At 70.3% G+C, this 22,876-nt stretch carries 17 protein-coding genes and 3 pseudogenes; 7 read left to right on the forward strand and 13 right to left on the reverse strand.

The features are described 5' to 3' along the window. Window positions 1-101 precede the first annotated feature (101 nt). Window positions 102-2,573, reverse strand: coding sequence for a SpoIIE family protein phosphatase (locus ABT171_RS39780; RefSeq protein ID WP_351251587.1), 2,472 nt, complete (start codon window positions 2,571-2,573; stop codon window positions 102-104). A 235-nt stretch (window positions 2,574-2,808) separates the two neighbouring features. Next, on the reverse strand, window positions 2,809-3,912 hold the full coding sequence (locus ABT171_RS39785; RefSeq protein WP_351251589.1) for an AI-2E family transporter: 1,104 nt from the start codon (window positions 3,910-3,912) through the stop codon (window positions 2,809-2,811). Between the two features lie 566 nt (window positions 3,913-4,478). Between ABT171_RS39785 and ABT171_RS39790 the strand changes: the two genes are divergently transcribed. Further along, complete coding sequence (locus ABT171_RS39790; RefSeq protein WP_351251591.1) at window positions 4,479-5,471, forward strand: diacylglycerol/lipid kinase family protein; 993 nt, start codon at window positions 4,479-4,481, stop codon at window positions 5,469-5,471. A 28-nt stretch (window positions 5,472-5,499) separates the two neighbouring features. Here the strand turns inward: ABT171_RS39790 and ABT171_RS39795 are convergent, their stop codons facing one another. The 5 genes from ABT171_RS39795 to ABT171_RS39815 form a co-directional block, all read right to left on the reverse strand. Beyond that, on the reverse strand, window positions 5,500-6,177 hold the full coding sequence (locus tag ABT171_RS39795) for an HdeD family acid-resistance protein (RefSeq protein WP_351251593.1): 678 nt from the start codon (window positions 6,175-6,177) through the stop codon (window positions 5,500-5,502). A 105-nt stretch (window positions 6,178-6,282) separates the two neighbouring features. Continuing rightward, a complete protein-coding gene (locus ABT171_RS39800; RefSeq protein WP_351251595.1) occupies window positions 6,283-7,329 on the reverse strand; it encodes an NAD(P)-dependent alcohol dehydrogenase in 1,047 nt (348 codons plus the stop codon). A 21-nt stretch (window positions 7,330-7,350) separates the two neighbouring features. Next, a complete protein-coding gene (locus tag ABT171_RS39805) occupies window positions 7,351-8,619 on the reverse strand; it encodes a cytochrome P450 (RefSeq protein WP_351251597.1) in 1,269 nt (422 codons plus the stop codon). 60 nt (window positions 8,620-8,679) lie between these two features. Continuing rightward, window positions 8,680-10,083, reverse strand: a complete 1,404-nt coding sequence (locus ABT171_RS39810; RefSeq protein ID WP_351251599.1) for an NAD(P)/FAD-dependent oxidoreductase — start codon at window positions 10,081-10,083, stop codon at window positions 8,680-8,682. Further along, the gene (locus ABT171_RS39815) at window positions 10,080-10,298 is read right to left on the reverse strand and encodes a ferredoxin (RefSeq protein ID WP_351251601.1); all 219 of its coding nucleotides are present in this window, start codon (window positions 10,296-10,298) and stop codon (window positions 10,080-10,082) included. The genes ABT171_RS39810 and ABT171_RS39815 overlap by 4 nt, the downstream gene beginning before the upstream one ends. Window positions 10,299-11,025: 727 nt before the next feature. Here ABT171_RS39815 and ABT171_RS39820 point away from each other — a divergent pair. After that, window positions 11,026-11,478 carry a hypothetical protein gene (locus tag ABT171_RS39820; RefSeq protein WP_351251603.1) on the forward strand — a complete coding sequence of 151 codons (453 nt, stop codon included), beginning with the start codon at window positions 11,026-11,028 and terminating at the stop codon, window positions 11,476-11,478. A gap of 69 nt (window positions 11,479-11,547) precedes the next feature. On the opposite strand, the pseudogene ABT171_RS39825 reads toward ABT171_RS39820, so the two are convergent. Next, a pseudogene (locus ABT171_RS39825) lies at window positions 11,548-12,647 on the reverse strand (DEAD/DEAH box helicase); the annotation flags it as partial. Between the two features lie 229 nt (window positions 12,648-12,876). Between ABT171_RS39825 and ABT171_RS39830 the strand changes: the two are divergent. The 4 genes and pseudogenes from ABT171_RS39830 to ABT171_RS42070 form a co-directional block, all read left to right on the forward strand. Beyond that, window positions 12,877-13,044, forward strand: coding sequence for a hypothetical protein (locus tag ABT171_RS39830; protein WP_351251605.1), 168 nt, complete (start codon window positions 12,877-12,879; stop codon window positions 13,042-13,044). Further along, window positions 13,031-15,223 (forward strand): catalase/peroxidase HPI, encoded by a 2,193-nt coding sequence (katG, locus tag ABT171_RS39835; protein WP_351251607.1) that lies wholly within the window; start codon window positions 13,031-13,033, stop codon window positions 15,221-15,223. Before ABT171_RS39830 ends, katG begins: the two co-directional genes overlap by 14 nt. A 143-nt stretch (window positions 15,224-15,366) precedes the next feature. Next, window positions 15,367-15,984: a hypothetical protein gene (locus tag ABT171_RS39845; protein ID WP_351251641.1), complete on the forward strand. Its 618-nt coding sequence runs from the start codon at window positions 15,367-15,369 to the stop codon at window positions 15,982-15,984. A 262-nt stretch (window positions 15,985-16,246) separates the two neighbouring features. Then, window positions 16,247-16,549, forward strand: a pseudogene (locus ABT171_RS42070) (protein kinase domain-containing protein); the annotation flags it as partial. 762 nt (window positions 16,550-17,311) lie between these two features. On the opposite strand, the gene ABT171_RS39855 reads toward ABT171_RS42070, so the two are convergent. The 5 genes from ABT171_RS39855 to ABT171_RS39875 all read right to left on the reverse strand — a co-directional run bounded on the left by ABT171_RS39855 (window position 17,312) and on the right by ABT171_RS39875 (window position 22,095). Further along, window positions 17,312-18,703, reverse strand: coding sequence for an amidase (locus ABT171_RS39855; RefSeq protein ID WP_351251609.1), 1,392 nt, complete (start codon window positions 18,701-18,703; stop codon window positions 17,312-17,314). Continuing rightward, on the reverse strand, window positions 18,690-18,899 hold the full coding sequence (locus ABT171_RS39860) for a hypothetical protein (protein ID WP_351251611.1): 210 nt from the start codon (window positions 18,897-18,899) through the stop codon (window positions 18,690-18,692). The genes ABT171_RS39855 and ABT171_RS39860 overlap by 14 nt, the downstream gene beginning before the upstream one ends. A 173-nt stretch (window positions 18,900-19,072) precedes the next feature. Beyond that, window positions 19,073-20,005, reverse strand: a complete 933-nt coding sequence (locus tag ABT171_RS39865) for an MBL fold metallo-hydrolase (RefSeq protein ID WP_351251613.1) — start codon at window positions 20,003-20,005, stop codon at window positions 19,073-19,075. Window positions 20,006-20,125: 120 nt separating this feature from the next. After that, window positions 20,126-20,698 (reverse strand): TetR/AcrR family transcriptional regulator, encoded by a 573-nt coding sequence (locus ABT171_RS39870; protein WP_351251615.1) that lies wholly within the window; start codon window positions 20,696-20,698, stop codon window positions 20,126-20,128. 299 nt (window positions 20,699-20,997) lie between these two features. After that, complete coding sequence (locus ABT171_RS39875; RefSeq protein ID WP_055495440.1) at window positions 20,998-22,095, reverse strand: IS110 family RNA-guided transposase; 1,098 nt, start codon at window positions 22,093-22,095, stop codon at window positions 20,998-21,000. A 508-nt stretch (window positions 22,096-22,603) separates the two neighbouring features. Between ABT171_RS39875 and ABT171_RS39880 the strand changes: the two are divergent. After that, window positions 22,604-22,729 (forward strand): annotated as a pseudogene (locus ABT171_RS39880) (DUF6233 domain-containing protein); the annotation flags it as partial. Window positions 22,730-22,876 lie beyond the last annotated feature (147 nt).

Genomic DNA, 22,876 nt, shown 5'->3' on the forward strand with positions numbered 1-22,876 from the left:
CGGATCAACGTGCTGTTCGCGATCCTCCGCGACGGCACTTTCTACGAACCCAGAACCCCACGCCTCGCTTGACGAAAGACATAGAGGCACCCCCCGACGGCTCACCGTGCACCGGTTGTGCCGGTTGTGGAGGGCAGGTCCTGTTCGGCCCAGACGATCTTGCCGTCGATTGCGCAGCGGGAACCCCACCTGCGCGAGAGCTGGGCGACCAGGTGGAGGCCGCGACCGTGCTCGTCGAGCGTGTGGGGATGGCGGGCGCGTGGCCGGCCGGTGTTGCTGTCGGAGACCTCGCACGTCAGCACCCGGTGCTGGATGAGTCGCAGGCGGCTGGGGCCGTCGCCGTGACGGATGGCGTTGGTGACCAGTTCGCTGACGATCGACTCCACGGGCGTCACGAGCGACTCCAGACCCCATTCCCTGAGCTGACGGGCGGCCAGGCGCCGGGCTGTCGTGACGATGGCCGGTTTCTTCCGCAGGTCCCAGGAAGCGACCTGGGTGGGCTCGAGCGCGCGGGTCCGGGCAAGGAGCAAGGTGACATCGTCGGCCGGTGTGTCATTCCGCGAGGTCTCCATCGCTCTTGAGCACATGTCCTCCAGGGACGCACCCGGATGTGCCAGGGCGGCGCCCAGGCGGCGCAGGCCGACGTCGATGTCCTCGTCCCGGGACTCCACCAGCCCGTCGGAGTAGAGGGCGATCACACTTCCCTCGGGCAGTTCCAGTTCCACGGACTCGAAGGGAACCAGGCCGAGACCGAGGCCGAGCGGGGCTCCGGCGGGCAACTCGGGGACGGTGACCCGGCCGTGTGCGCCGACGATCAGGGGCGGTGGATGCCCGGCGCGCGCCATGGTGCACCGCCGGGTGACCGGGTCGTAGACGGCGTACAGACAGGTGGCGCCCACCACCGCCGGGGTCTGGCCGGAGTCATCGGCGTCCTCGTCGTTCAGCCGCCGGACCGTGTCGTCGAGGTGTGCCAGCAGTTCGTCGGGGGGCAGGTCCAGGTCCGCGAGGGTGCGCACGGCGGTGCGCAGCCTGCCCATGGTCGCCGCGGCGTTGATGCCGTGTCCGACCACATCGCCGACGACGAGGGCCACCCGGGCCCCGGACAACTCGATCACGTCGAACCAGTCACCCCCCACGCCGTGGTCCGTGTCGGCCGGCACATAGCGCGAGGCGACCTCAACGGCGGCACCGCCCTGCACCCGGTGGGGCAGCAGGTCGCGTTGCAGCGTGAGGGCGGCGGTGCGTTCACGGGCGTACTGGAGCGCGTTGTCCAGGCAGAGGGCCGCCCGGGTGACCAACTCCTCGGCGAGGAGCAGGTCGTCCTCCTGGAAGGGCGTCTGCTCCGCGGAGCGGCCGAACAGCGCCAGGCCCAGCACGCAGCGCCGCGCACGGATGGGTACGACCATCAAGGAGTGGACGCCGCTGTCGCGCACCCTCTGCGCCCGTACCGGGTCGTGGTCGACCCAGGGGCCGGAGCGGGTGTCCAGCACGGGCTCCAGGTAGGACCGGCCCGTGCGTACGGCGGCGGTGAACGGTGAGTCCGGGTGGGCGTGGACCACTTCCTCGCGCACCCACGGCAACTCCAGGACGCCCAGGTCGACGGAGGCCACACCGGCGCGGCGCATCAGCGGCGGGCGGCCGCTCATCGTGCCGATCCGAGCCGACGGCTCGACGCCGAACGGAACCGACTCCACCAGGTCGACGAGGGCATGGTCGGCCAGCAGGGGTACGGCGAGCTCGGCCAGTTCCTGCCCGGTCCGCATCACGTCGAGGGTGCTGCCGATGTGCGTGCTGGCCTCGCTGAGGATGGCGAGGCGCTCGCGTGCCCGCCGGTTTCCGGTGACGTCCACGGTCATGGAGCACACGCCCAGGGGCGTGCCGTCCGCGCCCTGCAGGCAGAAGAACGAGGCCGAGAACGCATGTTCACGGCGCCGGTCAGCCGGCGGCCAGGCCCGGTACTCGTGCACCCTCGTTGTCCCGCTCTCCAGCACCTGCCGCATCACCACCTCGAGCGCTTCGGCCTCGACGGCGGGCAGCGAGTCCTTCAGGCCACGCCCGAAGCGCCGGTGCCGAGGCACGCCGTCGTGACGCTCCATGGCGTCGTTCACATAGACGCAGCGCAGCCGCGGGTCATAGACGACGATGCCGATCGGAGCGCGGGTGAGGAGCGACTCGCGCACCGGTCCTCCGGCCGTTCCCGAGGACAGGGAACCTATGTCCGTGACGGACACCAGCCACCGGCTGTCGGCGTCCTGCCCGCACAACGACGAGACTCGCAGCGTCATGCTGAGCGTGTGGCCGTCGCGGTGGCGTATCGCCGCGGTCCCTGACCAGCCACCTCGCGCCCGGCACTGCTCGGCGAAGGCCGGAGCCCTCCGTACCTCCACGGATGGCGGCAGCACGTGCACGGCGGACCGTCCCACCACCTCCCCGGCCGCGTAGCCGACAAGCTGCTGCGCGGCCTGCGTCCACCCCACCACGATTCCCTCCGCATCGAGCATCGCGATCGCTGCGTCGGGCATCTCTCGGGGGCTCACCGGTTCGGCGGGGGGAGTGTGCTCGGTGTAGGTCATCGCGGTTCATCCCATCGTTGCGGAGGTGAGGAGAGCGTCGGCGCGGGGCGCGGCGGCTCTGTGTGCAGCGGTGGTGAACGGCGTTGTCCGGTTGAGCGGCACACGTGGGGGCATGGCGCCATATCCGGCATTCTGCCCACTTCTGATGAAATCATCAGATAAAGCAGCGCCATCGTCAAGCACATCAAGACTGACGGAATGATCACTTGACCGGCGGCCGAGCGTCACGGAGCGGTCATTCAGGGTCGCCGGACCCGTCGGCGTTCTCGGGGCTGTTGTCTGCGCTCATCGGCGACCCAAGCGGCCGACCCTTGCGGTGGGCCCAGAAGTCGCCGAGGACGACCTGGATGACGCCGGTGACCGGAATGGCCAGCAATGCGCCGAGGATCCCGGCGACCTCGGCGGCGATCAGGATGGCCAGCAGCACGGTGAGGGGGTTGAGTTTCACCGTCCGGGACAGGATGAGCGGTTGCAGTAGGTGGTTCTCTGCCTGCTGATAGACGATGAAGAAGACGATGGCTCCGATGCCGGCCGGCAAGGAGTGGACGAACGCCACCGCGGACGCGACGACAGCCCCCATGGTGGCTCCCACCAGGGGGATGAGGTCGGTCACGGCGACGAAGAGGGCCAGCAGGCCGGCGAACGGCACTCCGGAAACGAGCAGCATGACGTAGGTCAGGAGCCCGCAGATGACGCTGATCAGCAGGTTTCCGGTCAGGTAGCCGTTGACGGTACGGGCGCACGCGGCTCCGACGCGGCGTATACGGGCCGCGGGCGCCGTGTCCACGAGGGCCAAGGACCGGTCTATGGCCTTGGGGCCCTCCAGGACCATCAGATAGGCCAGGACGAAAATGGTGAGAGCGCCTGTCGCTGTGGTCGCGGCACCGCGGATGAACTTCAGGGCGGGCGTACTCAGTCCGGTGGCGAACGCGCGAATCTGTGCATGATGCCGCTGGACGTACTGCAGAGCGTGCGTCCGCTGAAGCAGGTTACCGACTGGCCCGCGACCGGCCTGGGCGTCCCTGATCATGGCGGGCAGACGACCGGCGAGCCGGCTTCCCTCCTGAGCCAGGGGGACGACGAACAGAGCGACGACCGCCCCGACGGCCACGGCCGCAGCCAGGAAGACCAGCAAGGTCGCCACCGACCGTCGGCATCGCGGCACCCGTCGCTGCAGCGTCTCGACCGCCGGATGAAGGGAGACGGACAGGAACAACGCGATGACCGCCCAGATCAAGACCCGACGAGCATGCACCACCAGCTCGAGTACGACGTAGGTGGCGAGCACCAGGCCGATTGTGGCGAGGATGGTTCGCACCGGAACCGGACGCGACGCCATGGGCACTGGGTGCCCGGCCCCAGTCACCAGAAACGGGCCTCGCCCGGTGAGCCCTGGTGTCCTGCCCTCTCGCCACTGCCCCCTCTGCTACCGGCGGCGGCAAGCCGGCGGCCCGGCGACCGGTGCCGGCGCCGCCCTGGCCGTACGCGGCCACGTCGCGGCGATCCATGCAGACGGTGGAGGCATCCGCCGGCTGTGCCGCCTACCCCTACGGCGGCTGGCGACGGTCACGTCCTGGGCATCGCCCCTCTCCGACCACGGCGCACGCAGGTTCCGGGAACGGTGTCGGCCAAGCGGTGACGGAGGCGCTGCGTGGACCGGTCCGCGGGGCGGTGGGCCTGCACGGCGATGACGGGGCCACGTCCGTCCCAGGTGCGGATGCCCGGACTGAGCGGCAGGCTGGTGCCGCAAGCCGTACCCACCGAAGGAAGTGTCATGGTGACGCTGGCCGCAGGACCGTCGGCGCGGTGGGAGACGGCGCCGTCAGCCGCAGGCGTGATCGCTGCAGTCCTGTTGTCGCCGGTGATGCGCGGCGAGCCGATGCATGCGGCCTGGCGGTACGTGCCATGAGCGAGAGCGCGTCGCGGCCGGCGACCGGCGCGCGGCGGCCCTACCTGATCGTGAATCCGCGTTCGGGGGGAGGGAAGGCCGGCCGCTTCCGGATCGTGGAACGAGCCCATGCGTTCGGAGCTCAGGTCTTCCTGATCGATCCTTCCCTGCGCCAGGACCTGGCGGCTGTCGCCCGACGCGCGGTGGATGACGGTGCGGATCTGCTGGGGGTGGCCGGCGGAGACGGCACGCAGGCGCTTGTCGCCGCGGTGGCCGCGGAGAGCGGCCTGCCCTTCGTCGTCGTTCCGGCGGGTACCCGCAACCACTTCGCGATGGATCTCGGCCTGAACCGTGAGGACCCTTCGGCCGCGCTGGAGGCCCTCACGGACGGCGTCGAGCTGCGCGTGGACCTCGGGTACGCGGGCGACCGGGCGTTCGTCGACAACGTGTCGTTCGGAGCGTACGCCGCTCTGGTGGAGGACCCGGCCTACCGGGAGGACAAGATCGGCACCATGGTGAGGATCCTCCCGGAGTTCCTGGTCCGCCACGAGGGTCCGGAGCTGGTGGTACGCGCAGGACTGCGCACGGTGGACCGGCCGGATGCCGTGCTGGTGAGCAACAACCCCTACCAGGTCGACGACCCGGCCGGACTCGGCAGGCGGGCGCAGCTCGACTCCGGGCTCCTGGGAGTACTGGCCGCCAGGGCGGAGACGCCCGCGGAGACGGCCGCCAGGCTGCGAAGCGGGCAGACGCATGGCCTGACCCGCCTCGCGACACCCGACGACGTCGTCATCCACGCCGACGCCCCGGTCGTCCCCGTCGGGCTCGACGGCGAAGCCGTCACCCTGCCCACTCCCGTACGGTGCCGGATCAGTCCCCGGACGCTACGGGTATGGGTCCCCCGCCATCGACCGGGCGCCGTGCCCACCGGATGGCGGCCGCCGGAATGGGCCGCCGTCCGGCGGGCGGGCGCACGCGTCGGACGGTCTCATGGCCATCGCACCGACTGATCCGGAGCCGCTCACCGCTTCCAGCCGGTCAGTGCTGAGGGTGCGGACGCACGTGGAACAGAGGACGCCGCTGGGTGGCCGTGCCCGAAGCGAGATGACCGATCTCGACGCGCGTCCTGATGGCGCGGACCACCTCGGTCAGGCCCACGATGATGGCCATGACGCCCACCACCAGGGTGAGTGTCGCGATCGAGGCGAACGGCATGACGATCATCACGACGCCGGCCAGAGCTCCGACGATCCCGAAGGCGACGTGCCAGCCGCGCCCCGGCATGGCCGGGGCTGAGGCCGCCGCGGCCGTCTCCGTGGTGCCGCGCAGCAGCCAGCTGAAGCCGATCCACAGGGCGAGCAGCAGGATCGACTCAAGGGTGCCCCGGAAGCAGATCAGTCCCAGCAGGATGGAGGCCGCGCCGGTGATGAAGTGCAGCACGCGAAGGTGCCGTGGGACGTGGGTGCCGAAGGCGGCGGCGAGTTGGAAGACGCCGGTGGCCAGTAGGTAGACGCCGAAGAGGATGCCGATGACGCGTAGGGTCGCGCCCGGCCAGACCAGGGCGATGACGCCGAGGGCGATGGTGGCGAGGCCCATCGTGAGCAGGATCTGCCAGCCCATGTTCGCCAGGGCGGCCATACCTTCGGCCAGGGGCCCGTCTTCTGGTTCGGTGTCGCGCCGGGGAACGGGGCCCGGGGAATCGGTGGGGGATGTCATGACGCCTGCCTCCTCCTTGGTGCAGCGTTGTCGCGTCAGTGGAGTGCATGTCCGTCACCACCCGGCCACGCCGCATGTGGGTATCGGTCGCGTTGGCGTCGGTACTCATGCGTGGGGGGTGATGACGGCGCGTCCTTGGATCTTGCCGTCGTGCAGGAGCTGGTACGCCTCGTCGGCGCGCTCCAGAGTGAAGTGCTCGACGAGCATCCTGATCTTTTCCTGTTGCGCCAGGGTGATCACTTCCATCAGTTCGGGGAGGGTGCCCCAGTAGGGCGAGGCGACCGAGCACTCGTGCGGCGGGCTGGTGAAGTTGACGGGCAGGGCTCCGCCGCCGAGGCCGACGATGGTCAGGTGGCCGAGCACCCTGGCCGCCTGAGCGGCCATCCGGAGCGTCGGGTCGATGCCGACCATGTCCAGCACCAGCTCAGCGCCCTGCTGCCCCGTCAGGTCCTTGATGCGCGCGATCGCTTCGTCCCCCGAGGCGAGCGCCTCGTCGGCTCCCATGCGCTTGGCGGTTTCCAGCTTGCCGGCGTCGGTGTCCACGGCGACGACGGTGGTCGCCGTGGTGAGCGCGCGCAGGATCTGGATGGTCATCTGGCCGAGACCGCCCGCCCCGATCACGACGGCGGTCGAGCCCGGCCCCAGCAGGTGCAGCGACCGTTTGACGGCGTGGTAGCTGGTCAGTCCGGCGTCGCTGAGCGGGGCGGCCTGCTGGGGGTCGAGAGTGCCCAGCGGAATCAGGTACCGCGGCGCCGGGACGAGCAAGTACTCGGCCATTCCGCCGTCGTGACCACCTCCCAGGCCCGGACCCTGCCCCCCGAGCGTCTGGCAGTAGTTCTCCCGTCCCTGGCGGCAGTTGGCACACACCCCGCAGCCCCAGCAGCCGTAGACGATCACAGGCTCCCCGGGTGTGAACCCGGTGACGCCCGCTCCCAGGTTCTCCACCCATCCCGCGTTCTCGTGGCCGAGGGTGAAGGGCAGTTCGGTGGCGAGCCCGGGTGGTGGCCCGGGTGCCTCCATGATGTGCAGATCGGAGTGGCACGCACCGGCACCCGCGACCTTCACCAGGACCTGCCCCGGTCCGGGCTCGGGTACCGGCACCTCGCGCAGCTCCGGCGGTTGCCGCCACCCGACGAGTTGAAAAGCCCGCATGGCAATCCCTCACACACCTGGTCAGTCGCGGATGCCGTCGATGTCGACCAGGACGTGCCGCGGTCCGCGGAAGATCTGGTTGTGCCGGTACGGCGGCGGGTCCTCGACGAGCCGGGGGTTCTCCACCCGGCGGACGAACTCGCCGACCGCCACCTGGACCTCGAGCCGGGCGAGCGGGGCGCCGAAGCAGAAGTGGATGCCCTGGCTGAAGCCGAGGTGCTGGTTGTCGGGGCGTTCCAGGTCGAGTTCGTCGGGGTCGGTGAACCGTTCCGGGTCGCGGTTCGCCGAGCCGTACACCAGGAAGATCGGTGCCCCCTTCGGGATGGTGGTGCCGGCGATGTCGATGTCCTCCAGGGCGGAACGGGTGTGCCAGAACTGCACCGACGACTCGAAGCGCAGCAGCTCCTCCACCGCGGGCACGATCAGCTCCGGACGGCGGCGCAGCTGCTCCAGCGCGTCGGGGTGCCGCAGCAGCGTGAGCACGCTGTGGGCGATCAGGTTGACCGTGGTCTCGTGTCCCGCGAAGATCAGGAGCAGGGCGTTGCTCGCGAGGACGCCCTTGGACATCCGTCCTTCCGGGCCGTCCTCGTTCACCAGGGCTGAGAGCATGCCGGGCCCGGGCTGGTCGGCGTACCGGTCGAGCAGGTCGGCTGCGAACTGCCCGAAGTCCTGCACGGCCTGCCGGGCCCCGGCCAGTCGGCTCCGGATCTCTTCGGAGGCGGCTTCGGGGCCGAAGTCCAGGGCGTCCAGGGCCGTTTCGATCCAGTGGTGGAAGCGTGGCTCGTCCTCCAGTGGCACGCCCAGGACCTTGCAGATCACCGTCACCGGCAGGGGGTAGGCGAAGTCGTCGACGGCGTCGATCCGGGTCTTGCCCCTCATGCCGTCCAGGAGGCCGTCGACGAGGCGGCGGATGTCGGGTTCCAGGTCGGAGATCAGGTGAGGCGCCTGGGGCGGGCCGACGAAGTGCGGCATCATCGTCCGGCGGTCCCGGTCGTGCTCGGGTGGATCGCAGGTGATGATGTTCGGCTCGGTCAGCGCCTCTCTGATCGGCTCAGCCGCCGGTTCCCCCGAGTCCTCCGTACGGGCCGCGACCGGGACCGGACACTTCCTCGGGTCCGAACTGACCCGGGGGTCGTGGAGCAGCGTGACGATCTCCCGGTAGGTGCTGACGACATACGTGCCGTCCGGCTGCCGCGCCACCGGTGTCTTGCGCAGTTCCTCGTAGAAGGGGTACGGGTTGGCGCGGTTGGTGTAGCGCAGGGCCTGCTGCCAGGGGGTTTCCTCGACCACGAGGCTCCCCTCCTTCTTCCTGTCGGTGCTGTCCGCACATCCGCCCGGTCGGCGGTCGGGTCAGGGATGCCGCGGCCGGAACTCGGCCTTCCGCTCGCTCGGGGCGTGGCCGGTCAGGACGACGTCGGGGATCGCCGTCGGGACCCTCGGGTCCGGAAACTCGGCCGGCATCGGCTTGGCGTCGGGCGGTTGGTCCCATCCCGGAGGGGGAGGCGGGAACGGGCCGGATTGCTCGATCAGCTTCCCGTAGTACTCCAGCCACTTGCCGTGATCGAAGGTGACGGCCGCGACGATGCGGCCCCGGTGACCGTAGGCGGCGGCGAAGTGGCGTTCCTCGACGGATCCCTGGGTGAAGACGATCTCGTCGCCGAAAGGCGGCACGCCGACGGACTTGATGTTCACGCCGAACTGACCGGACCAGAAGCCGGGCAGCAGCAGATGCGGGCGGTAGTGGGGTTCGAGGTTCACCATGTTGTGGGCCGCGGCCTCCGCGCCGAGCACCGCGTTGTCCCAGTGCTCCATCGCCAGGAACTGGTACTCGTAGAGCACATGCGGCGCACGTGCCACATCCCCTGCCACGAAGATGCTGTCGGTGACCACGCCGTTGATGTCGAAGGCCCGTCCGCCGGCGTCGCATCCGACACCCCAGAAACCGGCCGCCAGTCCGGAGCCCTCCAACCATTCCACGTTGCGGATCGACCCCAGCGAAGCCACCACCACATCGGCGTCGACGGTCGAACCGTCCGAAAGCCGAGCACGCCGCACGTGCCCGCCGGAGTCGCCCTCCAGCGACGACACGCCCAGCCCGCAGCGCAGGTCCACGCCGTGATCGCGCTGCAGCTGCGCGGCGATCTCCCCGATCACCCCGCCGAGCGCTCCGACCAGCGGCGCCGAACCCCGCTCGACGACGGTCACCGGGATGTCCAGTTCACGGCAGACAGAGGCCACTTCCGAGCCGATGAACCCGGCGCCGATGACCAACACCCGCGACGGCGGCTCGGCCAGCTCCTTCTGCAACTGCTCCGCGTCATCGCGCGAGCGAATCGTGTGGACCCCGTGCAGGGCGGCCTCGGCCGGGTTGGGCCACTGCCGCGCGCGGGTGCCCGTGGCGATCAGCAACCGGTCGTACGGGACCTGCTCGCCGTCGGCCAGGCGCACCTGCTTGGCGGCCCGGTCCAGCCCGACGGCAGCCACTCCGAGTCGCCAGTCGGCATCCACTTCCCGCATGCGGGGCAGCTTGGTGTGGTCGGCCGGCACCCAGCCCTTGAGCACCTGCTTGGACAGCGGCGGACGGTCATACGGCTCGTACGGCTCGTCCCCGATGATGGTCAGAGAACCGGTGAAGCCCTCCTCGCGCAGGGTCTCCGCGGCCCGCAGCCCGGCCAGCGAGGCACCCACGATGACGATCCGGCCGCTGGCCCGGAACTCCCGCACCAGCTCCGCGACCGTTGCCCGCAAGGTCATGGCGTCTCGCCCCGCTCCGCGCCGTCCAAGCGGTCGATCGCGATCGCCTGCACCGGGCACGCCGCAGCGGCTCGCTCGACCTGCAGGCGCCGCTCGTCGTCGGGGTTCGGCTCATAGGTGAGCGCCTCCTGACCGTTCAATCTGAAGACCTCGTGCGCCAGATACACGCACTGCGCGTATCCCTGGCAGCGATTCAGGTCCACGACGATCCGCATGGGCAGACTCCTTCCGCTCTGCCGACCGCCCCACGGCGGCGACCACCGACACGGTCATGCGGCTGTGGCGGGGTTCAGGCCGTCTGCCAGGTGAGCCGACCGCGGGCGTTCTACCCGTCGGCCCGGAACACCGGCTGAGCAGGTCCGGTCTTGTTCGCTGCGCCGCCGCTTCACGGGTGACGTCCGTCGGAGTGTCGCAGCGCGAAGGGCGCACCCCTCCTCCCATGGCGCCGGCACTCAATGCTTGGCCCGGCCGTTGCGCCCCTAGAAAAATGCTCGCGCCGCCTTCCGACGATCGCAAACCGCCGTTCGGGGCCCAGCACGCCTCGAGGACGGGGCAGCTCTTGGTCATGGACGGATGCCTGCGGGTCAGGGGCTGCCGGAGAGCAGGCCCGCGAGCGAAATGCCACCTGATCACGTGATCACGATGGTTTGCGGATACAACACGGGCCTCGGCCAACCGATCCGGCCCAAGCCGCTGATCACACCTGGCGGGGAACAGGGTGCGCCCCTTCGGCCGGATTGCCAGGACGACTGACCCGGTGACCTCGCGGCCTGTGGTGCGTGTCACCGTCCGCTCCTGCGACATTTCCGTACGCCGTATGGTAATCCTTGAGAGGCGCTTCCATACAACGTATGGAAAAGCTTGATCGAACAAGGTCCAGGCGCTGTACACCGCCTGCACGAGAAGCCGTTGGTGCAGATCGCGCCACCGGAAGGAGAGATCATGAAGAAGCTCACGAAGCGGATCGCTGTCGCTGTTTCCTCCGTGGCGATCGCGGGTGTCGCCGTCATCGGTGCCGGGGGCACCGCTTCGGCCGCGACTCCCTCCGCCGCCCACGTCCAGCGGCCGGCCGTCGGCGTCAACCCCGCCGACTACCGTGGGGACCACGGCACCGGCTACCTGATCGAGCAGGGCTACCGCTGGGACGAGAACCGCGGCCGGCACCACGACGAGCGTGTCACCGACTCGTCCTGGCACAGCCGCGACGGTCGCCGCTACTGGAGCGACGAGGGGCGCGGGTGGAAGTCCGACAGGTCGTACCGGCACAGCTGGAACCGCTACGAGCACGACGGCCGGGACTGGGACCGCCACGACGGGAACCACGGCGGCCGGAACTACGGCGACCGGAACTACGGCGGCTGGGACCACTTCGACCGGAACCACGGTGACCGGTGAGACAGGTTCTGCCTGTGCCCATGGGCCGGGACTGATCACCTGACGAGGCGTCAGGACTTTGTGTCAGGGCGTGACGGTCGACTCGATGCCGGCCGCGGCCGTCATGCGGCACGTATCACGGCGCCGGCCCGCCAGCACGAGCGTGACCACGCTGCCGGACTCACCGGCGCGGGCGGTGCGGCCGGACCCGTGCACATAGGCCTTGGCGTCGGTGGGCGGGTCGACGCTGACCACGAGATCGAGGTCGTCGACGTGCAGGCCACGGGCCGCGACATGGGTCGCCACCAGAACGGTGATCGCGCTGTCCTTGAACTGCGCCAGGGCCCGGGTGCACTGTGGCGGGACTTGCCGCTGTGCAGGGCCCCGGCGTGCACCCCACTGGCCCGCAGATGCCGGGTGAGCCGGCCGACGGCGTGCTTGGTGTCGAGGAACAGCAGTACGCGGCCGTCGCGGACGGCGATCTGCGTGGTGACGGCGTAGCGGTCAGGGCCGTGGACGACCAGGACGTGGTGCTCCATGGTCGGGACCGTGCCCGCGACCGCGTCGACGGAGTGGACGACGGGGCCGTTGAGGTAGCGGCGGACCAGCTGGTCGACGTCGCGATCGAGGGTGGCCGAGAACAGCATCCTCTGACCGTCGCAGTGCACCCGGTCGAGCACGTCGACCACCTGCGGCAGGAATCCCAAGTCGCACATCTGGTCGAACCCGTCCAGCACGGTGATCCTCACCCGTCCCAGGCGGCAGGCGTTGCGCTCGATCAGGTCGTGCAGGCGTCCGGGGGTGGCGACGACCACCTCGGCTCCCTGGCGTAACGCGGCGACCTGCCGGCCGATCGGCATGCCGCCGACGACCGTGGCCGTCCGCAGCCGCAGCGCCTCGGCGCACGGCGCCAGCGCCTCGGTGACCTGTTGGGCCAGTTCCCGGGTGGGCACAAGGATCAGGGCGAGGGGCTGTTTCGGTTCGGCGCGCCGCCCGGCCGTACGGGTCAGCAGCGGCAGGCCGAAGGCGAGGGTCTTGCCCCATCCGGTGCGCCCGCGTCCGAGGACGTCGCGTCCCTGCAGGGCATCGGGCAGTGTGGCGACCTGGAGGGGAAAGGGTGCATGCACCCCGAGCCCGCTCAGTGTCCGCGGCACCTCCACGGGCAGCGCCCTGGCGAGCCACGCAGCAATCCACCCGGGCAGGGGTGCGTGTCGGCCGGCCGGGACACCGTCGGGCCCGCTGCTGACCGCTTGCTGAGCCGGGTGCGGAAATCACCGCCAGGCCTCCCTCCTGCGCGGACGAAGTGTGGAATTCGTTTTCGGCTCGCTCAGGAGTCGGCACGGGAGAAGAAAGGCCGCGCCTGCTGGCGCATCTATCTTGCGGGGGTGCTCTGCGTGTTTCATAGAGGTGTGGTCTGCGGTGCGCGACCATACGGACGCGGTACAGCACATTTTCCAGCCGGTGCACGCCGTGGCGCTGATTGTACGGGTCGACGCGTTCGACACCAGCAAATCCGACGACGTCCAGAGCGGCAGCAGGCCGGCAGAACACCGAGACAGGAAGAAGGACGGGCATGTCCGGCAGTGAAAGCGAGAATCCGGCAATCCCCTCACCGACGCCCACACCGACTCGGCGGCCCAGGACGAACCGGGACTGGTGGCCGAATCAGCTCGACCTCCAGGTTCTCCATCAGCACTCGCCCCGGTCCAACCCGATGGACGAGGACTTCGACTACGCGGAAGAGTTCGCGACCCTCGACGTCGACGCGCTGAAGCGTGACGTCTTCGAGGTGATGACGACATCCCAGGACTGGTGGCCCGCCGACTACGGCCACTACGGGCCGCTCTTCATCCGGATGAGCTGGCATGCCGCGGGAACGTACCGCATCGAGGACGGCCGCGGCGGTGGCGGCAGCGGCGCACAGCGCTTCGCCCCTCTCAACAGCTGGCCGGACAACGCGAGCCTGGACAAGGCGCGCCGTCTGCTCTGGCCGGTCAAGCAGAAGTACGGCCGGAAAATCTCCTGGGCCGACCTCCTGGTATTCGCCGGAAACTGCGCCATGGAATCCATGGGGTTCAAGACGTTCGGGTTCGGTTTCGGGCGGGAGGACATCTGGGAACCCGAGGAGATCTTCTGGGGGCCCGAAGACACATGGCTCGGGGACGAGCGTTACAGCGGCGACAGGGAACTCACCGGTCCTTTCGCCGCCGTGCAGATGGGACTGATCTACGTCAATCCGGAGGGGCCCAACGGAAACCCGGACCCGATGGCTGCCGCCCGGGACATCCGGGAGACGTTCGGGCGCATGGCGATGAACGACGAGGAGACGGTCGCGCTCATCGTCGGCGGCCACACCTTCGGCAAGTGTCATGGCGCGGTCGACGCCAGTTACATCGGCCCGGAACCCGAGGCGGCCCCCATCGAGCAGCAGGGCCTCGGCTGGCGGAACACGTACGACAGCGGCGCGGGCCCCCACGCGCTCACCAGTGGGCTGGAGGGCGCGTGGACCACCGAGCCGACGACGTGGGACAACGGGTACCTGGACAATCTCTACGGGTACGAGTGGGAGCTGACGAGCAGCCCCGCCGGCGCCCACCAGTGGACTCCCACGGATCCCTCGGCCAGGAACACCGTCCCGGACGCCCATGATCCGTCGAAGCGGCACGCGCCCATGATGCTGACGACGGACCTCGCGCTGAAGGTGGACCCCGTCTACGGCCCGATCACGAAGAGGTTCCACGAGAACCCCGACGAGCTCGCGGTGGCGTTCTCCAAGGCGTGGTACAAACTGCTGCACCGCGACATGGGACCCGTCTCCCGTTACCTCGGCCCGTGGATCCCCGAGCCGCAGCTGTGGCAGGACCCCGTTCCCGAGGTCGATCACGAACTGGTCGGGGACGAGGACATCGCTGCCCTCAAGGGCAGGATCCTCGGCTCGGGCCTTTCCGTCCCCCAGCTGGTCGCCACCGCCTGGGCGTCGGCGGCGAGCTTCCGCGGCACCGACAAGCGCGGCGGGGCGAACGGGGCGCGCATCCGGCTCGCGCCGCAGAAGGAATGGGAGCTCAACGACCTTCCCGAGGTGACCGAGGTACTGCGCACGCTCGAGCGGATCCAGCAGGACTTCAACGTCTCCCGGTCCGGCGGAACGCGGGTCTCCCTCGCCGACCTGATCGTCCTCGGCGGGTGCGCGGCCGTCGAGCAGGCCGCACGGGACGCCGGGTACGACGTCACGGTTCCGTTCGCACCGGGGCGTACGGACGCCTCGCAGGAGCAGACCGACGTGGCGTCGTTCGCCGTGCTGGAGCCCAAGGCGGATGCCTTCCGCAACTACCTTCCGGAGGGCGAGAAGCTGTCGCCGGAGACCCTCATGCTGGACCGCGCCAACCTGCTGACGCTGACCGCTCCCGAGATGACGGTGCTGATCGGCGGCATGCGGGCGCTCAACACCGGCTTCAAGGGGTCCCCGCACGGGGTCTTCACCCACCGGCCGGGAACCCTGACCAACGACTTCTTCGTCAACCTGCTCGACATGGGCACGGAGTGGAAGGCGTCGGCTACGGACGAGAACGTGTTCGAAGGCCGGGATCGCGCCACCGGCGAGGTCAAGTGGACCGCCACCGCCGTCGACCTGATCTTCGGTGCGCACTCCCAGCTCCGAGCCCTCTCGGAGGTCTACGCGTCCCAGGACGCGAAAGAGAAGTTCGTACGCGACTTCGTGGCAGCGTGGAACAAGGTGATGAATCTCGACCGGTTCGACCTCGCCTGAGCCCGGCGTCCCGGCCGGCCCTCACCGGCCGCCCGGGACGTGGCTCGCCGGCCCACAGCCCGGCGCACGCCCTACCGCGACCGCTCACCGCGACGGGGACGCCCGCCGGCTCTTCCACGGCGCTGCGCCCCGCCACTGCGGCCTTGCTGCGCTCCGGCACCGTCGGCATCGCCGCGAAGGCGGGACGCCGTGCGCCACTTCGTCGTGGCGGCGGTGTGGTGCGGTCGGTCGTGCACCAGAAGGGCCGAGGCGAGGGCCGCGCACAGGAACACGGCGGCGATGACGGTCAGGCCGGCGTGGACACCGGAGGTGAAGGCGTCGCCGACCGCGGCGGTCACGTCCAGCAGGACCACCGGCTGCGCACACTGACCCTGGTGAACGCGACTACCCCGGCCGCGCCGGCGCTCCTCAATACGCTGTGGGCCCTGTACCTGCTCCGGTCCCTCTCGATGGGCCCGACGGCCTTCGGCGTGACTCTGGGAGTCGGAGCCCTCGGGGCGGCAGCAGGTGCGCTTACGGCTCCGGCACTCGTGCGTTGGTACGGGCCCGGTCCGATGATGCTGGTCGCGCTCGCGGTCACCCCGCTCACCCAGATCCCCCTGCTGCTAACCTCCCCCGGCCTGGCCTGGCAGATCGCCATCAGCGCCGCCCTGTACCTCCAACTGGCCTGTGCCGCGGCGGCAGGAACCACCCAACGCTCCATTCGTCAGGTCGTCACCGCCGACGGCATGCAGGCTCGCCTGCAGGCCGTGAGCACCTGACTCACGTCGGGCGCGCGGCCGTTGGCCGCGTTGGCCGCCGGCGGCCTCGGAACAACGATCGGCGTACGCCCCACCTTGATCGTCGGCACCTTCCTGCTCGTGGTGCCCCTCGTGGTGCTGTGCCGTTCCCCCCTTCGCGGCCTCCGGCAGATGCCCGAAGGGCGCCCCGCCCCCTCCCACCCAGGAGATCCACTCGTGCAGACCTCCGTTCCATCCCCCCTCTTCCGGCCCTGCCTCCGCTGACGAGGAACGCCACAACCGGCGCGTGGCCCATATCGCCGCGCAGGCAGCCCTTGGGCTGGCCGCCGCACACCGGCAGGGCATCGTGCACCGGGACATCAAGCCGGCCAGCCTCCTGCTGGGCGCCGACCGCACCCTGAAGATCGGCGACTTCGTTGTCGCCCGCTTCCTCGACGACCCCCGCGCCGCGCTCACCGCCACCGGGCAGATCGTCGGCACCAGCCTCTACCTCGCACCCGAGCGAGCCCTGGGCCGCACCGCCGGCCCGGCATCCGACGTGTATTCCCTGGGGTGCGTGCTCTACCAGCTCCTCACCGGCCGCCCGTAACCGGCTCAGCGGTCGCCGCCCTGCCGTTCCTCCGCCGTTCCCGGTTGGTGGCCGTGGTGGGCGGCGCCGGCCTCTTCACCTGGCATTGCTGGTGGGCATGATGTGGTTCTCGTCCGGCACCGGCTCAGCACAGGGGCCGCAGGCCACGCCGTCGAGCCGTCCCACATCCTCCCCGTCCTCCCTCTCGACGTCATACGAGTCCGTCCCCTCAGCCCCGGCACAGCCTGCCAGGCAGAAGCCGGAGAGGACTCCCGACGTGAAGCCGGACCCCAAGCAGGCCGACAAGCACGGCAAGGGCAAGCACTGACCGGAGTTCCCGGGTCCGAGAAGGCCGCCGCAGCGCGGTGGGGCACCCGGGTTCGACCTCCATGTCCGAGCCGCGCGGACTCTCCACAGGGATAGACCGGCATGACAACAGGGGGCCGACGCGCGCCGGCCGGAAGGATGAGCACGACCAGCAGGGGCGAACCTGCTCGACCTCCCCAGGCCCCGTCCACCCAGGACCCCCGCCGGAGCAAGCCGACGGGACCCCCACGCATCACGGCAGCCCCTACGAGCGGGGTCCTGGCTGTAGCTGTCCGACCAGGTGGAAGACCTCCCGGGCGTGAACACGATGTGTGCCTCCCCCGCGGGGCGGCGACGGTGGTTCTGCGGAGCAGGCGGCGTACTGGACATGGCCGATGCGGACATGTCCGCTCCCCTTCCGGTACCGGCAGCGCATCGCGCTGCCGGTACCGGGCCGCGTCGGGGCGAGCGCGCTCAGGCCACCGTGGCGAGTTCCCGGGCCGGCTGCGTCTGCTCGTAGGCGTGGCCGACCCGCAGGAGCGTGGGCTCGCCGAGGGGACGGCCGAGCAGCTGCATGCCGATCGGCATGCCGACCGAGTCGTGGCCGACCGGAACGGTCAGGGCGGGCACCCCGGTGATGTTGGCGGGGGCGGAGAGGCGCACGTAGGCGTCGGAGACGCCCTCGACCGTGCCGTCGGGCCAGCTGACCGTCGTCTCATCGGCGCCGACCGCGGGTATCGGCACGCTCGGGGCGGCGATCACGTCGACCTGATCCAGCAGCCGGGTCCACTCGGCGCGCATGAGCGTGCGGGCGCGTTGCGCGCGTACGTAGTCCCCGGCGCTCATCAACTCGCTTGCCTCCAGGAGGATGCGGACGTCCTCCTGGTACAGCTCGGGGACCGTGCGCAGGCTGTTCTCGTGGTAGGCCCCGGCCTCCGGCACCATCAGACCCCACTGGGTGGCCTGGATGTAGCGGGTCATCGGGATGTCGACCTCGACGAGCCGTGCTCCCAAGGTTTCCAGCTGCCCGATGGCGTGCCGAACGGCGGTCTCCACGCGCGGGTCGACGTTGTCGAAGTAGTAGGTGCGCGGCAGGCCGATGCGCAGCCCCGTCAGGTCCGTGCCGGCAGCGGGCCGGTAGTCCGTGGCGGGCACGGACAACGAGGCGGGGTCGCGCGGATCGTGTCCGGCCAGTGCGGTCAGGACCAGGGCGGCGTCCTCGACGGTGCGGGTGATCGGACCGACGTGGTCCAGCGACCAGGACAGGGAGGTGACGCCGTGGCGGGGGACGAGACCGTAGGTCGGTTTGAGGCCGACGACCCCGTTGAGCGCGGCGGGCACCCGGATCGACCCGCCGGTGTCGGTGCCCAGGGCGAAGGTCGCGGTGCCCGATGCGACGGCGACCGCGGAGCCGCCGCTGGAACCACCGGCGACCCGGCCGGGGTCCCAGGCGTTGCGGGTCTGTGGAGTGGTCAGGCCGAACGCGAACTCGTGGGTGTGGGTCTTGCCGAGCAGGACCGCGCCGGCCGCGTTCAGACGCGCGGCGACCGTGCTGTCCGCCGTCGCGCGATGGTCGGCGCGCACCCGGGAGCTGGCCGTGGTGGCCATCCCGCCGACGTCGATCAGATCCTTGAGTCCCATCGGGATGCCGTGCAGCGGTCCCCGGTAACGGCCGTGCGCCGCTTCGTGTTCGGCCTCGCTCGCCGCCCGGCGTGCCTGCTCCGCGGTGACCGTGACGTAGGCACCGAGGTGCGGTTCCACTTTCTCGATGCGATCGAGGACGGAGTCGACCAGTTCGACGGGGGAGAGTCGCCGGACACGGATCGCGTCCGCGGCGGCGGCGAGGGACAGCTCATACGGCTGCATCGTGCGACTCCTGTCCGGCGCGGTAGGCGGCGGCGGGCGGGACGTCCGCGAAGTCCAGCTCGCGCAGGACCGCGACGACGCCGTGGATGTGGTTGGCGACGGCGGCGACCGCGGCGTGGCGTTCGGCGGGCAGCACGACCCCCGCGCGGGCGGCCCAGCGGGCGGCCTCCGGCGGTGTGAGTTCGGCAGCGGTCATGGACCTTCTCTTTCCCGGTCGAGGTGGTGGGGCGGCGGAGTACTCGAAGGCGCTAAAGGCCAAGGATTGGCGTCAGGCGACCGCAGGTGCCACGACTGCTCGGTGGCGCGGCTGTTCGGTGGTCCGCGCGTGGGCCACCGAACACCGCGGTGCGCGGGGCACCGGTCGTGTGGTCAGGCCTCGGCGGCCGGGATCTCGCCGCCGTGCTCGGCGAGCAGCCGGTAGCGGCCGTGCTCCCGGCGGACGGTGCCGGCCGTGGGCCGCGGGAAGTGGGTGCCCAGGAGCAGCGCGTCGGTGTCCGCCACGCCGTCGAGCAGCCGGGCGCGGGTGCGGATCGCCTGGGCGGGGTCGATGTCGACGCAGCTGTGCACGTGGGGGTGGGACAGCTGCACGGGGTGGTGGATGCTGTCGCCGGTGATCAGCGCCCGCCGGTCGCTGCCGCGCAGTTCGACGGCGACCTGCCCCGGAGTGTGGCCCGGGGCGGGGACCAGGAGGACGCCCGGCGCCACCTCGTGTCCCTGCTCGGGAACGTCCACGAGGTCGTACTGTCCGGCTTCCCGGACCGGGTGGACGGAGTCGCGGAACATCTGGGCGCGGGCCTCGTCCAGATCGGTGGCGGCCCAGTGGTCCCATTCGGTGCGGCTGGTGAGGTAGCGGGCGTTGGGGAAGGCGGGGACCCAGTCCCCGTCGGCGAGGCGGGTGTTCCAGCCGACGTGGTCGGTGTGCAGGTGCGTGGTGATCACCAGGTCCACGGACTCGGGCGGGAAGCCGGCCGTCGCCAACCGCTCCAGGAAGTCGGTGTCGAGACCGTTCCAGGCCGGGTTGGCACGGGTCTTGCCGTTGCCGATGCCGGTGTCCACGACGATCCGCAGTCCGCCGGCCTCCACCGCGAAGCTGTGGCTCGCCAGCCGCGGGACATCGGCGTCGGCGAAGTCGGGCCGCAGCCACGACGCCTCGTCCAGCACCTCCCTGGTGGCGTCCGGCAGCAGCCACGGTCCGGTCTCGCGAGGCAGCTCGATCTCGTCGACGCGGCGTACGACGATGTCGCCGAGGCTCCATCCCGTGCTGGTGGCGGGGGTGGCCTGACGGGGGGTGGCGGTGCTCATCGGTGGGACCCTTTCAGGTCAGGCCGCGCGCGGACGGCGCGTGACACGGGAGCCTTAAGACGAATGCTTTGCATTAAGCACTCTAGGGTGACGCCACCTCAAAACGCAACCGCTTAGCTTTTAGGTGCCCGACCCGCCGCGGCCGAGCGCCGCCGCCACCAAGCGACCGACGTACTCGTGGGACAGCTCCGAGGGGCGGAACAGGATCCGATACATCAGCGGGGCGACCACGACGTCCAGCAGCGTCTCCACGTCCGGCACGGCCTCCCCGCGCCCGGCTGCGCGTACGCCGATGACCTTCAATTGCTCGGCGGCGTAGTCGGAGCAGCGCGCCGCATTGCCGTGCCCGGGGTCACCCAGCAGGGCATCGCGGATGTAGGTGCGACCCGCCGTCGAGGACATCTCCTCGGCGAACTGCACGGTCCACGCCTCCAGGTCCACTCGCAGGCCACCGTGGTCGGCCGGCGGGGCATCCGGGCGCAGCCGCTCGACAGCCACGTCGGACAGCAGTTCCCGCAGGTCTCCCCAGCGGCGGTAGACAGTGGACGGCGTGACCCCCGCGCGGGCCGCGATCAGCGGCACGGTCAGCGCGTCCCGCCCCATCTCCGCCTCAAGATCACGGACCGCCTGGTGCACGGACTGCTGGACGCGGGCGCTGCGCCCACCGGGGCGTGTGGTCGCTCGGGCACTCATGGGAACAGCCTAACGCGAAGAAATTGCGTCTGCCGGAACGGCCGGCCGGGCGTGGAGTGGCCCTCCCGCACCGCCGGCCGTGGCACGCGGTTCCACCCGGACGAACCGGCTCGCGGCCATCGCCCGATCTTGAAGAGCCCGCGCACCTCGCCAAAGTCACGCGGTGGCCGTTCTGATTCCCGCCCCCCAACGGCGCGATCACGAAGTGCGGGAGCGGACCTCGCCGCTGGGGAACGCCGAGCCCCCTGCCAGTACTTGCCCGGCGGGGGCCTCAGTGCCATCACGTGTCACAGACGCCCCTATAACGGGGGATCGATGGATACCGCTCTGACCAGGTTGAAGACCTCTCGGGCGGCATATCGCTTGAGGCATCGGATGATCTCGCGTCGGGTCTTGCCTTCCTGGGTGCGGCGTTCGTAGTACGCCTGGGTGCGGGGGTCGTGGCGCAGCCGGGTGAACACGATGCGGTGCAGGGCCGCGTTCGCCCGGCGGTCGCCGCCGTGGTTGAGCCGGCGCGTGCTCCGCCGGCCGGAGGAGTACTCGATGGGGCTGACTCCGCAAAGGGCAGCAAAGGACGCCTCAGTGTTCAGTCGCTCGGGATTGTCTCCCATGGTGATCAGGAGAGTGACGGCGCTGTCCGGGCCGATGCCCACTGGCGCGAGCAGTTGCGGGGCGTGGCGTTCGACGAGCCGGGTCAGGCGCTGGTTCAGCTCGTCGATCTGAGCGGTGAGCTGCTCGATGCGCTCGGCGAGCATGCGCAACGTCAGGTGGGTGGCTTGGGTCACCGCGTCCTCGTCTTCCCCACCGTCGGGTGGGCCGAGGCGTGCGCAGGTGCGGAACAGCTCGCGGTTGCCCAGGCTGGACAGTCGTTCCCGCAGGGCGGGATCGGCGATGACCAGGACGGCCTTGAGCTGGTTGATCGCCTGGGTACGGGCCTTGACCGCGGAGTCCTTGGCGAGCTTGAAGATCCGGGCGCTGTGCACCGGACCGTCGCCGGACTTGGCCCGGGCCCGGGTGCGGCCACTGAACACGGCCCGCGCGGCGGCCTGCGCGTCGAGCGAATCCGACTTCCCCAGCAGCCGGCGGGCCGAGCGGTCGGGGCGGTTCACTTCGTACACCTCGACCTGCTGCGCTAGCAGGTAGCGGGACAGGCCCGCGCCGAAGGTGCCGGTGCCCTCCACACCGGCCCGACGCACCGTCCCCCGCTTGCGGGCCCAGACGAGCAGCCGGCGGTAGCCGGCCGCCGTCGCCGGAAAGGACTCGGTACCCAGAACCTTCCCCAGCGAGGACACCACGGCGGCGACATGGACCTCGCCGTGCGTGTCCACGCCCAGGACGACCTCACCCCGAACAGGAGGATCCGCGCTGGAGGAGGTGCTGTGCTGTCTGGTCGTCATGGTGTTTGGCCTCCCGCGTGGTGACCTGCTGGGCGGATGGCACCGGCCCGCTCGGGCGGTCTGAACCGTGATGGCGCCTGGAACTCGGCAAGGCCCCTATTGGGACACGCCCTGTGGCTCGGTGACAGCAGAAGCCAGCCCGCAACGACGGTCGACAAGCCTGTGACTGGACACTTCGGTCAAAGATCTCAAGAGTCAGACCCCCGTCCGGGACGGCATCGCGCAACCGTCCCATCGATCCCGGCGTATCGGCACCTACCGACCACAGCCGGATGGCTTCGCCCGAACCAATGCCCAACCTGGCCGGAGCAGGCTGAGAATGAGTTGACTCCCCGCCCACTCGCGACCGGCAATGACGGACAGCCTGTGACCCGCCTTACTGGTCGCCCTCCATCAGCCATCGCACGAACGGCTTCGAGCCCTCATTCTGGTGCACGGTTGTCCGCAAGTCATGGAGCGGGCTGCCAAAGAGACGGCCTAGCAACTCGGCAAGAGCACCGGCGAGTGCTGGGCGGCGGCCAAGAGCGGCCGGTGTCGGCCGGTCAGTCGGGAACAGGCGCTGGATGCCCTGCGGCAGAACGTGGCGCCGTGCATCCACTGCGGACCGGATACGGAACTCGGCCTACTCGAGTAACGGGGAACCAGCAGCACCGCACGAAGGGGCGCCCGCGTGGAAGGCATGGCGCATGTGGGCGCTGCCGGACCCGATGCTCGCGGCCCCCGTCTCCGACCCGGCGCCGCCCGATGGGTGGGCCGCCGAGGAGAAGTGGGACGGTTCTCC

This window comes from Streptomyces sp. NPDC001851 (assembly GCF_040297165.1).
In the GTDB taxonomy this organism is placed as follows: Bacteria; Actinomycetota; Actinomycetes; order Streptomycetales; family Streptomycetaceae; genus Streptomyces.

What these genes read in the sequence shown, in the direction of transcription:
- ABT171_RS39780 (WP_351251587.1), bottom strand. Translation starts at nt 2,573, where the DNA reads ATGACCTACACCGAGCACACTCCCCCCGCCGAACCGGTGAGCCCCCGA.
- ABT171_RS39870 (WP_351251615.1), bottom strand. Translation starts at nt 20,698, where the DNA reads ATGAGTGCCCGAGCGACCACACGCCCCGGTGGGCGCAGCGCCCGCGTC.
- ABT171_RS39860 (WP_351251611.1), bottom strand. Translation starts at nt 18,899, where the DNA reads ATGACCGCTGCCGAACTCACACCGCCGGAGGCCGCCCGCTGGGCCGCC.
- ABT171_RS39855 (WP_351251609.1), bottom strand. Translation starts at nt 18,703, where the DNA reads ATGCAGCCGTATGAGCTGTCCCTCGCCGCCGCCGCGGACGCGATCCGT.
- ABT171_RS39785 (WP_351251589.1), bottom strand. Translation starts at nt 3,912, where the DNA reads ATGGCGTCGCGTCCGGTTCCGGTGCGAACCATCCTCGCCACAATCGGC.
- ABT171_RS39795 (WP_351251593.1), bottom strand. Translation starts at nt 6,177, where the DNA reads ATGACATCCCCCACCGATTCCCCGGGCCCCGTTCCCCGGCGCGACACC.
- katG (WP_351251607.1), top strand. Translation starts at nt 13,031, where the DNA reads ATGTCCGGCAGTGAAAGCGAGAATCCGGCAATCCCCTCACCGACGCCC.
- ABT171_RS39815 (WP_351251601.1), bottom strand. Translation starts at nt 10,298, where the DNA reads ATGCGGATCGTCGTGGACCTGAATCGCTGCCAGGGATACGCGCAGTGC.
- ABT171_RS39790 (WP_351251591.1), top strand. Translation starts at nt 4,479, where the DNA reads ATGAGCGAGAGCGCGTCGCGGCCGGCGACCGGCGCGCGGCGGCCCTAC.
- ABT171_RS39820 (WP_351251603.1), top strand. Translation starts at nt 11,026, where the DNA reads ATGAAGAAGCTCACGAAGCGGATCGCTGTCGCTGTTTCCTCCGTGGCG.
- ABT171_RS39865 (WP_351251613.1), bottom strand. Translation starts at nt 20,005, where the DNA reads ATGAGCACCGCCACCCCCCGTCAGGCCACCCCCGCCACCAGCACGGGA.
- ABT171_RS39800 (WP_351251595.1), bottom strand. Translation starts at nt 7,329, where the DNA reads ATGCGGGCTTTTCAACTCGTCGGGTGGCGGCAACCGCCGGAGCTGCGC.
- ABT171_RS39810 (WP_351251599.1), bottom strand. Translation starts at nt 10,083, where the DNA reads ATGACCTTGCGGGCAACGGTCGCGGAGCTGGTGCGGGAGTTCCGGGCC.
- ABT171_RS39875 (WP_055495440.1), bottom strand. Translation starts at nt 22,095, where the DNA reads ATGACGACCAGACAGCACAGCACCTCCTCCAGCGCGGATCCTCCTGTT.